Below are 11,697 nucleotides of genomic sequence, written 5' to 3'. Positions count from 1 at the left end.
CCGGGGGTGAATGGCGGTGCGTGCCCCGGGTACTCGGCGAGGTGACGCAGCACACGTACGAAACGGTTTCGTTTCGCTCGGCGTGAGGCGTACAGTCATGGCGTACGAAACCGTTTCGTTCCGTGTGACGAGTACCGAGTGGCGAGCAGGAGGTGAGGATCGTGGCGGAGACCGTGACACCGACGCGGCGCACCAGGATCACGCCCGAGCGCGAGACCGAGCTGTACGAGGCCGTGCTCGACCTGCTCCGCGAGGTCGGTTACGACGCCCTCACCATGGACGCCGTGGCCGCCCGCACCCGGTCCAGCAAGGCGACCCTCTACCGCCAGTGGGGGAGCAAGCCGGAGCTGATCGCCAAGGCGCTGCGGCACAACAAGCCGGCGTCCCTCGCGGACATCGACACCGGGTCGCTGCGCGGCGACCTGTACGAGATGGTGTCCCGCTCGGACGACTGCCAGATGGAGAAGGACGCCGCGCTGATGCGGGGCCTCTTCCATGCCATCCACGACAACCCCGAACTCCACCAGGCGCTGCGGAACCTGCTCATCGAGCCGGAGCTGACGGGCCTGAACGACCTGCTGCGCAGGGCCGTGGAGCGCGGCGAGGTCGCCGCGGACAATCCGGCGCTGGAGTACGTCGTCCACATGATGGTCGGCGGTTTCGTCGCCCGGGACCTCATCGAGGACCGCCCGGTCGACCGCGAGTTCCTCGCGTCGTACATCGATGCCGTGATCCTCCCCGCCCTCGGCATCTGACCCGCAACACCCCCTGTTCCTGACGCGCACCGCTCACGTCGTCGGGCTGCTCTCCCCTGCCCAATCCGGACCACACGACCTGACCGGGAGTACGCCCCCGTGGCCACTTTCCTCTACAAACTCGGCAAACTCGCCTTCAGGCGACGCCATTTCGTCGCCCTCATATGGGTGGCGCTCCTGACGCTCGCCGGGGTCGGCGCGGCGTCCGCGCCCACCGCCGCCTCCAGCAGCTTCTCCATACCCGGCACGGAGGCCCAGAAGGCCTTCGACCTGCTGGAGAAGAGGGCCCCCGAGGCCAGCGCCGACGGAGCCAGCGCCCGCGTCGTCTTCAAGGCGCCGGACGGCGAGAAGGTCACCGACAAGGCCAACAAGGCCGAGATCGAGAAGACCGTCGCCGCCGTCAAGGCGGGCTCGGACCAGGTGGCCCGCGCGGACAGCCCCTTCGCGACCAAGACGGTCAGCAAGGACGGCTCCACGGCGTACGCCTCCGTCTCGTACAAGGTCACCTCGATGGAGCTGACCGACGACGACCGCGACGCGCTGGAGAAGACCACCGACAAGGCGCGAGAGTCGGGGCTCACGGTCGAGGTCGGCGGCGACGCGCTGCAGGCCATGCCCGAGACCGGCTCCACCGAGATCATCGGCATCGCGGTCGCGGCGGTCGTCCTCGTCATCACCTTCGGCTCGCTCATCGCGGCCGGACTGCCGCTGATCACCGCGCTGATCGGTGTGGGCATCGGCGTCTCGTCGATCACCGCGCTCGCCGACGCGCTCGACCTCGGCACCACCACGTCGACGCTCGCCATGATGATCGGCCTCGCGGTCGGCATCGACTACGCGCTCTTCATCGTCTCGCGCTACCGCGGCGAACTCGCCGAGGGGCGGGACCGCGAGGAAGCGGCGGGACGGGCCGTCGGCACCGCGGGCTCCGCGGTCGTCTTCGCCGGACTCACCGTCGTCATCGCGCTGGTCGGCCTCGCCGTCGTCAACATCCCGATGCTCACCAAGATGGGCTTCGCCGCGGCCGGCACGGTCGTCATCGCCGTCCTCATCGCGCTCACCCTCATCCCGGCGCTGCTCGGGTACGCGGGCAGGCGGGTGCTGCCCGCGGGCGAGAAGAGCAAGCTGTTCGGGGGCGGCAAGGCCCGTAAGGGCCGTGAGTCCGCCGAGGCCGGTGAGCCGAAGCAGAACATGGGCACCCGCTGGGCCCGCTTCGTGGTCCGCCGCCCCATCGCCGTGCTGCTCGTCGGCATCGTGGGCCTCGGCGCCGCGGCCATCCCGGTCTCGAAGCTGGAGCTCGGCCTGCCGGACGACGGCGCGCAGCCGACGTCCACGACCCAGCGCAAGGCGTACGACCTGGTCTCGGAGGGCTTCGGCCCCGGCTTCAACGGGCCCCTGATGGTGGTCGGCGACCTGGAGGGCGCCGACGACCCGAAGGCGGCGGCCGGTGAGATCACCAGGACGATCTCCAAGCTCGACGACGTCCTGACCGTCGCCCCGCCGATGTTCAACAAGGAGAAGAACACCGCGATCATCAGCGTCGTCCCGTCCTCCAAGCCCAGTGGCCTGGAGACCGAGGACCTCGTCCACTCGATCCGTGACACCGGTGCGCAGATCAAGTCGGACTCGGGCGCCGAGATCATGGTCACCGGCACCACGGCCATGAACATCGACGTCTCGCAGAAGCTGAACGACGCCCTGCTGCCCTACCTGGCGCTGGTCGTGGGCCTCGCGTTCCTGCTCCTGATCGTCGTCTTCCGCTCGATCCTGGTCCCGCTCAAGGCGGCCCTCGGCTTCCTGCTCTCGGTCCTCGCGGCCCTCGGCGCGGTCGTCGCGGTCTTCCAGTGGGGCTGGCTCGGCTCGCTCTTCGGCGTCGAGCAGACCGGCCCGATCATGTCGATGATGCCGATCTTCATGGTGGGCGTGGTCTTCGGCCTCGCGATGGACTACGAGGTCTTCCTCGTGACCCGCATGCGGGAGGCGTACGTCCACGGCGAGCGGCCGGGACAGGCGATCGTGACCGGATTCCGGCACGGCGCGCGGGTGGTCTCGGCGGCGGCCGTCATCATGATCGCGGTCTTCGCGGGCTTCATCGGCTCGTCCGAGCAGATGGTGAAGATGATCGGCTTCGGCCTGGCCATCGCCGTCTTCTTCGACGCCTTCGTGGTCCGTATGGCGCTGGTGCCCGCGGTCCTCGCGCTGCTCGGCAAGAAGGCGTGGTGGCTGCCCAAGTGGCTGGACCGCGCGCTGCCGAACGTCGACGTCGAGGGAGAGGGCCTGCGCACGGCGGCCGAGAGGGACGCGGACGCGGCGGCCGACAGGGAGCCGGCGCGCGTCTGACCCGCGTGGGTCGTGGGGCCCGCGTACGTCCTAGTGGGTGATCGGGGTGACGGCCGCGTGGGTGCGGCGCAGGAAGCGGATCAGCGCCGACGCGTCGAACTGCACGACCGTCACCCCGTCCGCCTCGTGGAACTCCACGACCGTCTGGACCCGCCCGCACGGCCATACGTGAACGTTGCCCGAGGTCACGGGCGCCCGGAGGCCCCGCTCCAGGAGCTGCCGGGAGAAGACCCGATGAGGGGAGCCGGGGAGGCCGATCCGCACCGCCTGCGGGTCGGCCTCCGCGTCGTAGTGGAGGATGACGGGGACGGCGCGGTGGCCCTCGGAGGAGTCCGTGACGAGGTGGGCGCGTGCGTACTGCTCGACTGCGGACATCGCTGAACTCCTCATCCTTGGCACTTCCCCACCAATGTCCCATATGTACGACAATTCGCCGCAGGTGGGACCGGCGGTCGGCGTAGTCGAATCGGGACCGACGCGCTCTTGCAAGCCGTTTGCAACAGAGCACTATCATTGAACGGTTCACGAGCCGTCCGCCCTGCCCAGGGCCCCTGCCCAGGAGCGCGCGCATGCATGTCCCCGACGGGTTCATCAACGTCCCGGTCTCGGCGGCCGCCGGGGTCGTCGCGGCAGGCGCCGTCGCCGTCAGCCTCAAGGGCGCCCGCCGCGAGCTCGACGAGCGCACCGCGCCGCTCGCCGGTCTCGTCGCCGCCTTCATCTTCGCCGTGCAGATGCTGAACTTCCCCGTCGCGGCGGGCACCAGCGGCCACCTCCTCGGCGGTGCGCTCGCGGCGATCCTCGTCGGACCCTTCACCGGGGTGCTCTGCGTCTCCGTCGTCCTGCTCATGCAGGGCGTGCTCTTCGCGGACGGCGGTCTGACCGCGCTCGGCGTGAACATCTCCGACATGGCGATCGTCACGACCGTCGTCGCCTACCTCGTCTTCCGCGGCCTGGTGAAGGTGCTGCCCCGCGGCCGCCGCTCGATCACGGCGGCCTCCTTCGTGGCCGCTCTGCTCTCCGTGCCCGCCGCCGCGGTCGCCTTCACCCTCATCTACGCCCTCGGCGGCACGACCGACGTCTCCATCGGCAAGGTCGCCACCGCGATGGTCGGCGTCCACGTCCTCATCGGCATCGGCGAGGCCGCCATCACCGCGCTCACGGTCGGCGCGGTCATCGCCGTGCGGCCGGACCTGGTGTACGGAGCGCGGGGCCTCACCCAGCGGCTGAAACTGCGCGTCGCCGGAGAGCTGGTGGACGCGCCGGCCGCCGAGCCCGCGCCCGTCGCCGCCCGCTCCCCCCGGTCCACCCGCCCGGTCTGGATCGCGGGCATCGTCGCCTCCCTCGTCCTCGCGGGCTTCGTCAGCTTCTACGCGTCGGCCGACCCGGACGGCCTGGAGAAGGTCGCCCACGACAAGGGCATCGACAAGAAGACCGAGGAGCACGCCTCCGCGGACTCCCCGCTCGCCGACTACGGCGTCAAGGACGTCACCGACGCCCGCCTCTCCGGCGGCCTCGCGGGCGTGATCGGCGTGGGCGTCACGGTCGTCGCGGGCTCGGCGGTCTTCTGGGGCCTGCGCCGCCGCCGTACGAACGACACATCGCCGGCCGCCGTGCCGGAGGACGTCACCTCCGAGAAGGTCTGACATGGGTGCGGGCCACGCCCACCGGCTCTACCGGCAGGGCCGCTCACCGGTGCACGCGCTGCCTCCGCACACCAAGCTCGCGGCGGTCCTCTGCTTCGTGATCGTCGTGGTCTCCACGCCCCGCGAGGCGATGTGGGCCTTCGGGCTGTACGCGGTGCTGCTCGGCGTGGTCGCGTACGTCGCCCGTGTCCCCGCGGGCTTCCTGCTGAAGCGGCTCCTCATCGAGATCCCGTTCGTGGCGTTCGCGGTGCTGCTCCCGTTCGTCGCGCAGGGCGAACGCGTCGACGTCCTCGGCCTCTCCCTGAGCGTCAACGGACTCTGGGGCGCCTGGAACGTCCTGGCCAAGGGAACGCTGGGCGTCGCCGCGTCGGTGCTGCTCGCCGCGACGACGGAGCTGCGCGAGCTGCTGCTCGGACTCCAGCGGCTGAAGCTGCCGCCGCTGCTCGTCCAGATCGCCTCGTTCATGATCCGGTACGGCGACGTGATCACGGACGAGATGCGCCGCATGAAGATCGCCCGCGAGTCGCGCGGGTTCGCGGCGCGGGGCGTACGGCAGTGGGGCGTCCTCGCCAAGTCGGCGGGCGCGCTCTTCATCCGCTCGTACGAGAGGGGGGAGCGGGTACATCTGGCCATGGTCAGCCGTGGCTACGCCGGGTCGATGCCGGTCATCGACGACATCACGGCGTCCCGCGCCCAGTGGACGTACGCGCTGACCCTTCCCCTGACCGCTCTTGTCGTATGCCTGTTGGGATGGATCCTGTGACTGATGTGCCTGGTGCGGCCTCTTCGAAGGTCCCCGCGTCTCTTGAGGTCTCGGGCCTCGCCTTCGCCTATCCGGACGGGCACCAGGCCCTCTTCGGCGTCGACTTCACCGTGGGGCGCGGCGAGCGCGTCGCGCTGCTCGGGCCGAACGGCGCGGGCAAGACGACGCTCGTCCTGCACCTCAACGGCATCCTGACCGGCGGCGCGGGCACGGTGACGGTCGCCGGGCTGCCCGTCGGCAAGAAGCACATGGCGGAGATCAGGCGCCGCGTCGGCATCGTCTTCCAGGACCCGGACGACCAGCTGTTCATGCCGACCGTGCGGGAGGACGTGGCGTTCGGGCCCGCGGCGGCGGGCCTGCGGGGGCCCGAGCTGGAGGCGCGGGTGCACAAGGCGCTGGGGCAGGTGGGCATGGCGGAGTTCGCGGACCGCCCGCCGCACCACCTCTCCTTCGGGCAGCGGCGCAGGGTCGCGGTGGCGACGGTGCTCGCGATGGAGCCGGAGATCCTCGTCCTGGACGAGCCGTCCTCCAACCTCGACCCGGCCTCGCGCCGCGAGCTCGCGGACATCCTGCGGTCGCTGGACGTGACGGTCCTGATGGTCACGCACGACCTGCCGTACGCCTTGGAGCTGTGCCCGCGCGCCCTGATCCTCAGTGACGGCGTCATCGCGGCGGACGGCCCGACGGGCGAGCTGCTCTCCGACGCGGACCTGATGGGCGCCCATCGCTTGGAGCTGCCTTTTGGCTTCGATCCTAAGACGGTGAGGGTCGGGGGCTAGGGAATCGACGGTGGTTGGTTGCTGTTGGCCTTGTCATGGATGGCCTTGTCATGGATGGCGTTGTGGATGTGATGGGTGGGGTGCACGGCACCGTGGCCGCCGGGTACGAGCCGGTGCGGGACGCGTTCGTACGCAACTTCGCCGAGCGCGGGGAGCGGGGCGCGGCGGTGACCGTGTACCGGGACGGGCGCCGGGTGGTGGACCTGTGGGGCGGCATGAAGGACGTCGATGGGGACGCCGGGGCCGGGGGCGCGCCCTGGGAGCGGGGTACGGCTCAGATCGTGCGCTCGGCGACGAAGGGCGTGGCGGCGGCCGTGCCGCTCCTCCTGCACCAGCGGGGGGAACTGGACCTGGACGCGCCGGTCGGCTCGTACTGGCCGGAGTTCAAGGCGCGCGGCAAGGAGCATGTTCTCGTACGTCACGTTCTCGCGCACCGCGCCGGTGTCCCCGCCCTGGACCGTCCGCTGACGCCCGCCGAGGCGCTCGACCCGGACCTCGGCGCCGCGGTGGTCGCGGCGCAGGCCCCCTTCTGGGAGCCCGGCGAGGACCACGGCTACCACGCGCAGACGTACAGCTGGCTCGTGGGCGAGCTGGTGCGGCGCGTGACGGGCCGCCCTGTGGGGGAGTGGATCGCGGACGAGATCGCGGGGCCGCTGGGGCTCGACCTGTGGCTCGGGCTGCCGGCGTCGGAAGCGGAGGCGGGGCGGGCCGGTCGCCTTGGCCGTATCGAGGCTCCGGCGGGGCCGGGCGGGCTCCGGATGCGGCCGAAGCGGAACGTGGCGGAGGCGTATGCGGACGCGGAGTCGCTGACGCGGCGGGCGTTCGGGGCGATCGACCCCTCGCCGGACGAGAACGACTCCGGGTACCGGGCGGCGGCGCTGCCCGCGTCCAACGGTGTCGCGACGGCGGACGGGCTGGCGCGCTTTTACGCGGGGCTGGTCGGAGAGGTGGAGGGCGGCGGCGGGCGCTTGTTCACTCCCGCCACGGTCGAGCTGGCGCGGGGGGAGGCGTCGGCGGGCCCCGACCGGGTCCTGGTCGTCAACACGCGCTTCGGCCTCGGCTACATGCTCCACGGGGCGGCGTCGCCGCTCCTCGGCGCCGGGTCCTTCGGCCACCCGGGGCGCGGCGGCGCCCTTGGCTTCGCCGACCCGGAGTCGGGCGTGGCGTTCGGCTACGTCACGAACGGCATGAACAAGGGGGTTACGGCGGACCCGCGGGCGCAGGCGTTGGTGCGGGCGCTGCGGGAGTCTCTGTAACCGTCCGGCACGCCGTCCTGCGGGCGTCGATGTTCGCGCGCCGGGCCTTGCTGCCACGGTCTGCCCTGATGCCCCGCTGCGCGCGGGGGCCGCACCCGCACCTGCGCCCCGCCCCCCTAGCGCGTCCCCGCCAGCTCCCCACCCACCCGCCCCGACACCTGCGCCGGCACCCGCCTTCGCCCTGTGAGACTGCCACGGTCGGCCCTAACGCCCCGCTGCGCGCAGGGGCCGCACCCGCACCTGCGCCCCGCCCCCCTGGCGCGTCCGGGCCAGCTCCCCACCCGCCCGCCCTCAACGGCGGCCCGGAATAGCCCCGGGCCAGATCACCGCCCAGGCCCCACGGCCCAGCCGCCGACGCCCCGCCCGACCACCCCGCCCCCGGTCAGCGGACCGGCCGGGCGTAGCCCCCCCCATCCCCCGGCACCACCGAGCAGCCGCCCCACCCCGCCCACCACCCCCGCCACCCATCTCGCGTCCGGCGTCGTCGCGCCGTTGGCATGGTTGGCCTTCACCCTCGTCGCTCGTCGGCGCATCACGAGGCGTGATCGGAGGAATCCGTCCGCACCTCGACCCCGCGTAGGACCAGCAGCCCCCCGACACCCGGGACGAGCGCCCGCCATCGCGCACCCGCAGTCGACGCGGACGGCAGCATCCACGTGGACGCTATGACGACCAGGTACGCCGTGCCGTGCAGTGGGCCCAGCAGGCCCGACAGTGGGCGGGCGTGGATCGTGAGCAGGTTGGCCAGGAGGAGCGCCAGGGACGCGGCCTCGACCACCGCCGCGATGCGGAGCGTACGCATGGCGATCACGCCCCCGTCGTGGAGCCGGGGCGGACGATCATCAGGACGGTGACCGTGGCCCAGAGGACGTTGAAGATGCCGGTCAGCATGGCGAGGCGGGCCGCCGCGCGCCGCGCCCCGTCGGCCGGGTCGGACAGATCCGTCGCCCTGTCCAGCAGAGCCCGCTGCCTCGGCAGGATCACCAGCGCGAGCAACCCCGCCGCGATCGTCGTCAGGATGAGTGAGGCGATCAGCCAGGCGTCGGTGAGGACGTCGAGCTGGACGGCCGTGGCGATGCCGAAGACGGGGACGGCGAGACCTGCGACGGCGTAGGCGCGGCAGACGCGGTGCAGGAGCGCGGCGATGCCGGGGGCCCGATCATCTGTCCGCTCCCCGTCACCGTCACCACGACCGCCACCGTCCCCGTCACAGCCCAGGGCCCGCAACGCATAGCGCGGGAACATCGACGCGGCGACCGTGATGGACCCCACCGCGAGGATCGCGGCGAGGACGTGCACGGACAGCAGGAACTTGGTCATGACGGACCCCCGAGGATCGGAACGGCACGAATGTGTTGGCAGCCAACGCAAACATGTTGGCTGCCAATACATACACCGCCAACACACCCCTTGTGTAGGCTGCCTACCCATGAAGGCGGATGCGGTGCGCGGGCACCTCGACGGATTGCTCCTTGCCGTGCTGGAGCCGGGCCCGTTGCACGGGTACGCGATCATCACCGCGGTGCAGCGTCGCAGCGGCGGCGCGCTGGAGCTGCGTACGGGAACGATCTACCCGGCGCTGAACCGCCTGGAGCGCCTCGGTCTGCTCAGCAGTAGCTGGGAGGCGGCGGGCGGTGAGCGGCGCCGCAGGGCATACGAGCTGACCGACGCCGGACGCGCGACGCTCGCCGGGGAGCGGGCTGCGTGGAGTGAGTTCACCGCGGCGATCGGCGCGGTCCTGAACCCCGGCCCCCAGACCGCCGGCGGCGCACAGCCCGGTCTCGCCACATGAGCGCCATCGACGACCACGTCGCCGCGCTGACGGCGGCCCTGCGCGGTCCTGAGCGCGCCAAGTCCCGCCTCATCGAGGAGATGCACGACGGGCTCATGGACACGGCGGCCGCGTACGCCGACGCGGGAGCGGACGAGTCGGAAGCCGCCCGCCTGGCGGTACGGGAGTTCGGGACCGTCGCGGACCTCGCCCCCGCCTGCCAGCACGAACTGACCATCGCCCAGGCGCGACACACGGCCCGGACGATCACGCTGACGGCCCCGTTGCTGCTGGCGTGCTGGTACCTGGCGCGGGGCGAACTGCTCTGGCAGCAACTGGCAGCACACCTGACCCTGATCGCCACGCTGGCGGCCCTACTGGCGGCGGCGACGCTGGCGGTCACGGGCACCCTTGCCCGCCGCCTGCCCACCCCTCACCGCCTGCCGCTGACTGTCGCGTGGTTTGGCACGACGGCCAGCGCGGCCATGGCGGTGGCGACCCTCTCCCTGACCGTCGCGGCGGCCCTCGCCACGAACTGGCCCCTGCTGACAGCGGCAGGCGCCCTGGCGGCGGCGTCACACGCGGTAGTGGCGACATCGGTGAGGGCATGCCGCCGCTGTGCGGGCCTGAACTCAGCACAACCGGCAGTCGGCTGACCCAGAGCTACCTGGCGTAGGCGCCTTTGATCTCGTCGACGAAGCAGCTCCACGCCGCACCACCGACGGTAAGGGAAGGCCCCGCGGAGTTCTTGCTGTCACGTACGGCATGGCCTCCGGACCCGGTGCGCGCGATCTCCAGGCAATCGCCCAGCTGGTCCGAGTGCGACGACTTTCGGAACCCGGTGATGACATCGGGGTGGCGCATGGTGCCTCACCCACCTCCGGCCGAGGGTGGCCATCCGATGCGAGCGCATGTCTCGTACGAGCCGCCGCTACCCCGCATGCAACATCAACCCGATCCCCGCCACCATCAACCCCGCCGCCACCAACCTTGGCGCCCCGAACCGTTCCTTGAAGAAGAGCGCGCCTATCGCCGCGCCCACGATGATCGAGGACTCGCGCAGCGCGGAGATCGGGGCCAGGTCCGCTCGCGTCTGGGCCCACAGGACCAGGCCGTATGCCGAGACGGAGAGGGCCGCGCCCGCGAGGCCGACCAGGGCGAACGGGCGCAGGCGCGGGACGAACTCGCCGCGCCAGCGGTACGCCGCGTAGAGCGGGACCGCGATGCCCTCCAGGATCATCAGCCACGCGATGTAGCCCATGGAGGAGCCGGAGGCGCGTACGCCCAGGCCGTCCACCACCGTGTACGCCGCGATCGAGACGCCCGTCGCGAGCGCCGCGCCGATCGCCGCCCAGTCGGGGCGGCGGCCCGAGCCCCGGATGCCCCACAGGGCGAGGCCCGTCAGGCCCGCGCACGAGACCGCGACGCCCGCCGCCTGCCAGCCGTCCGGGATCTCGCCCGCGAAGACCGCCGCGAGGACGGTGACGACCAGCGGCGCCGTGCCGCGCGCGATCGGATACGCCTGGCCGAAGTCGCCGAGCTTGAACGACTTCATCAGCAGGGCGTAGTAGCCGACGTGGATCGCCGCGGAGAGGACCAGATAGGGCCACGCCTCCGCGTCCGGGATCGGGACGAAGGGGGCGAGGAGCAGGCCGATCAGCGTGCCGCCCCCCGATATGAGCGTGAAGCCGACCAGCTTGTCGGTGATGTGGTGGGCTATCGCGTTCCAGCACGCGTGCGTGACGGCGGCGAGCAGGACGGCCGCCGCGACCAGCGGGGTCACGCGGCGGTCTCGCGCACGTCCACCAGCGTGCCGCCCGCGTGGGCGATCAGCGTCTCGGGTGCCATCGGGAAGACCGCGTAGGGCGTGCCGGCCGCCGCCCACACCTCGTCGTGGGCGAGGAGGGACCGGTCGGCGAGGACGCGGGTCCGTGTGACGTGGCCGAAGGGCGGTACGCCCCCGATCGCGTAACCGGTCGTCTCGCGCACCACGTCCGCCTTCGCCCGGGTCACCTTCTCCGCGCCGAGTTCGCGTCGTACGAGGTCCAGGTCCACCCGCGACGCGCCGTCCATGAGGACCAGCACGGGGACCCCGTCCGCCGCGAAGATCAGCGACTTGCAGATCTGGCTCAGGTCGCAGCCGATGGCCGCGGCGGCCTCCTGCGCGGTGCGCGTCTGCTCCGGGAAGCGGCGGACCCGGGGAAGCAGATCGCCGAGGCCCAGCTGACGGAGGGCCTCGGCGAAACGGGGGTGGGCTTCGGATGCTTCGGGTGGTGTAGCGCTCATGCCCGGCACGCTAGCGGTCTGTGTACGGGGCACGCGACCACGTATCCGCATAGCGGACAGGCCGTCACTACCTGCGCACCCCGAGTCGCCCCAGTCCCCGTCCC

The 11,697-nt window shown here is 71.8% G+C and carries 14 protein-coding genes; 8 read left to right on the top strand and 6 right to left on the bottom strand.

The features are described from left to right. The first annotated feature begins 161 nt into the window (after window positions 1-161). Window positions 162-755 carry a TetR/AcrR family transcriptional regulator gene (locus DEJ49_RS14885; RefSeq protein WP_223832838.1) on the top strand — a complete coding sequence of 198 codons (594 nt, stop codon included), beginning with the start codon at window positions 162-164 and terminating at the stop codon, window positions 753-755. A 99-nt stretch (window positions 756-854) separates the two neighbouring features. After that, window positions 855-3,095, top strand: coding sequence for an MMPL family transporter (locus DEJ49_RS14880; RefSeq protein ID WP_150184564.1), 2,241 nt, complete (start codon window positions 855-857; stop codon window positions 3,093-3,095). Between the two features lie 30 nt (window positions 3,096-3,125). Here DEJ49_RS14880 and DEJ49_RS14875 read toward each other — a convergent pair whose 3' ends face one another. Further along, window positions 3,126-3,470, bottom strand: a complete 345-nt coding sequence (locus DEJ49_RS14875) for an SsgA family sporulation/cell division regulator (protein ID WP_150184563.1) — start codon at window positions 3,468-3,470, stop codon at window positions 3,126-3,128. A 194-nt stretch (window positions 3,471-3,664) separates the two neighbouring features. Between DEJ49_RS14875 and DEJ49_RS14870 the strand changes: the two genes are divergently transcribed. Genes DEJ49_RS14870 through DEJ49_RS14855 form a run of 4 tightly spaced genes read left to right on the top strand, consistent with a single transcriptional unit; the run spans window position 3,665 to window position 7,536 of the window. Then, window positions 3,665-4,738 carry an energy-coupling factor ABC transporter permease gene (locus tag DEJ49_RS14870; protein WP_150184562.1) on the top strand — a complete coding sequence of 358 codons (1,074 nt, stop codon included), beginning with the start codon at window positions 3,665-3,667 and terminating at the stop codon, window positions 4,736-4,738. A gap of 1 nt (window position 4,739) precedes the next feature. After that, window positions 4,740-5,501 carry a cobalt ECF transporter T component CbiQ gene (gene cbiQ / locus DEJ49_RS14865; protein WP_150184561.1) on the top strand — a complete coding sequence of 254 codons (762 nt, stop codon included), beginning with the start codon at window positions 4,740-4,742 and terminating at the stop codon, window positions 5,499-5,501. Further along, on the top strand, window positions 5,489-6,280 hold the full coding sequence (locus DEJ49_RS14860) for an energy-coupling factor ABC transporter ATP-binding protein (RefSeq protein ID WP_150184560.1): 792 nt from the start codon (window positions 5,489-5,491) through the stop codon (window positions 6,278-6,280). The genes cbiQ and DEJ49_RS14860 overlap by 13 nt, the downstream gene beginning before the upstream one ends. A gap of 50 nt (window positions 6,281-6,330) precedes the next feature. Continuing rightward, entirely contained in the window at window positions 6,331-7,536 is a 1,206-nt protein-coding gene (locus DEJ49_RS14855; protein ID WP_190329355.1) for a serine hydrolase domain-containing protein, read from the top strand. A gap of 532 nt (window positions 7,537-8,068) precedes the next feature. Here the strand turns inward: DEJ49_RS14855 and DEJ49_RS14845 are convergent. Both DEJ49_RS14845 and DEJ49_RS14840 read right to left on the bottom strand, forming a co-directional pair. Then, window positions 8,069-8,338, bottom strand: coding sequence for a hypothetical protein (locus DEJ49_RS14845; RefSeq protein WP_150188244.1), 270 nt, complete (start codon window positions 8,336-8,338; stop codon window positions 8,069-8,071). Between the two features lie 5 nt (window positions 8,339-8,343). After that, window positions 8,344-8,856 carry a hypothetical protein gene (locus DEJ49_RS14840; RefSeq protein ID WP_150184559.1) on the bottom strand — a complete coding sequence of 171 codons (513 nt, stop codon included), beginning with the start codon at window positions 8,854-8,856 and terminating at the stop codon, window positions 8,344-8,346. Window positions 8,857-8,965: 109 nt separating this feature from the next. Here DEJ49_RS14840 and DEJ49_RS14835 point away from each other — a divergent pair, with 109 nt between their 5' ends. Both DEJ49_RS14835 and DEJ49_RS14830 read left to right on the top strand, forming a co-directional pair. Further along, the gene (locus DEJ49_RS14835) at window positions 8,966-9,328 is read left to right on the top strand and encodes a PadR family transcriptional regulator (RefSeq protein ID WP_150184558.1); all 363 of its coding nucleotides are present in this window, start codon (window positions 8,966-8,968) and stop codon (window positions 9,326-9,328) included. Beyond that, a complete protein-coding gene (locus DEJ49_RS14830) occupies window positions 9,325-9,963 on the top strand; it encodes a permease prefix domain 1-containing protein (RefSeq protein ID WP_150184557.1) in 639 nt (212 codons plus the stop codon). The genes DEJ49_RS14835 and DEJ49_RS14830 overlap by 4 nt, the downstream gene beginning before the upstream one ends. 7 nt (window positions 9,964-9,970) lie before the next feature. Here DEJ49_RS14830 and DEJ49_RS14825 read toward each other — a convergent pair whose 3' ends face one another. The 3 genes from DEJ49_RS14825 to DEJ49_RS14815 form a co-directional block, all read right to left on the bottom strand. After that, on the bottom strand, window positions 9,971-10,171 hold the full coding sequence (locus DEJ49_RS14825) for a DUF397 domain-containing protein (RefSeq protein ID WP_150184556.1): 201 nt from the start codon (window positions 10,169-10,171) through the stop codon (window positions 9,971-9,973). A 67-nt stretch (window positions 10,172-10,238) separates the two neighbouring features. Continuing rightward, window positions 10,239-11,090 carry a DMT family transporter gene (locus tag DEJ49_RS14820; RefSeq protein WP_150184555.1) on the bottom strand — a complete coding sequence of 284 codons (852 nt, stop codon included), beginning with the start codon at window positions 11,088-11,090 and terminating at the stop codon, window positions 10,239-10,241. Then, a complete protein-coding gene (locus tag DEJ49_RS14815) occupies window positions 11,087-11,593 on the bottom strand; it encodes a YbaK/EbsC family protein (RefSeq protein WP_150184554.1) in 507 nt (168 codons plus the stop codon). Before DEJ49_RS14815 ends, DEJ49_RS14820 begins: the two co-directional genes overlap by 4 nt. Between the last annotated feature and the right edge of the window lie 104 nt (window positions 11,594-11,697).

Source organism: Streptomyces venezuelae, assembly GCF_008642335.1.
GTDB classification, from domain to species: domain Bacteria; phylum Actinomycetota; class Actinomycetes; order Streptomycetales; family Streptomycetaceae; genus Streptomyces; species Streptomyces venezuelae_F.
This window is presented reverse-complemented; position numbering and strand designations above follow the sequence as displayed.

What these genes read in the sequence shown, in the direction of transcription:
- DEJ49_RS14875 (WP_150184563.1), bottom strand. Translation starts at nt 3,470, where the DNA reads ATGTCCGCAGTCGAGCAGTACGCACGCGCCCACCTCGTCACGGACTCC.
- DEJ49_RS14870 (WP_150184562.1), top strand. Translation starts at nt 3,665, where the DNA reads ATGCATGTCCCCGACGGGTTCATCAACGTCCCGGTCTCGGCGGCCGCC.
- cbiQ (WP_150184561.1), top strand. Translation starts at nt 4,740, where the DNA reads ATGGGTGCGGGCCACGCCCACCGGCTCTACCGGCAGGGCCGCTCACCG.
- DEJ49_RS14860 (WP_150184560.1), top strand. Translation starts at nt 5,489, where the DNA reads ATGGATCCTGTGACTGATGTGCCTGGTGCGGCCTCTTCGAAGGTCCCC.
- DEJ49_RS14855 (WP_190329355.1), top strand. Translation starts at nt 6,331, where the DNA reads ATGGATGGCGTTGTGGATGTGATGGGTGGGGTGCACGGCACCGTGGCC.
- DEJ49_RS14845 (WP_150188244.1), bottom strand. Translation starts at nt 8,338, where the DNA reads ATGCGTACGCTCCGCATCGCGGCGGTGGTCGAGGCCGCGTCCCTGGCG.
- DEJ49_RS14840 (WP_150184559.1), bottom strand. Translation starts at nt 8,856, where the DNA reads ATGACCAAGTTCCTGCTGTCCGTGCACGTCCTCGCCGCGATCCTCGCG.
- DEJ49_RS14835 (WP_150184558.1), top strand. Translation starts at nt 8,966, where the DNA reads ATGAAGGCGGATGCGGTGCGCGGGCACCTCGACGGATTGCTCCTTGCC.
- DEJ49_RS14830 (WP_150184557.1), top strand. Translation starts at nt 9,325, where the DNA reads ATGAGCGCCATCGACGACCACGTCGCCGCGCTGACGGCGGCCCTGCGC.
- DEJ49_RS14825 (WP_150184556.1), bottom strand. Translation starts at nt 10,171, where the DNA reads ATGCGCCACCCCGATGTCATCACCGGGTTCCGAAAGTCGTCGCACTCG.
- DEJ49_RS14815 (WP_150184554.1), bottom strand. Translation starts at nt 11,593, where the DNA reads ATGAGCGCTACACCACCCGAAGCATCCGAAGCCCACCCCCGTTTCGCC.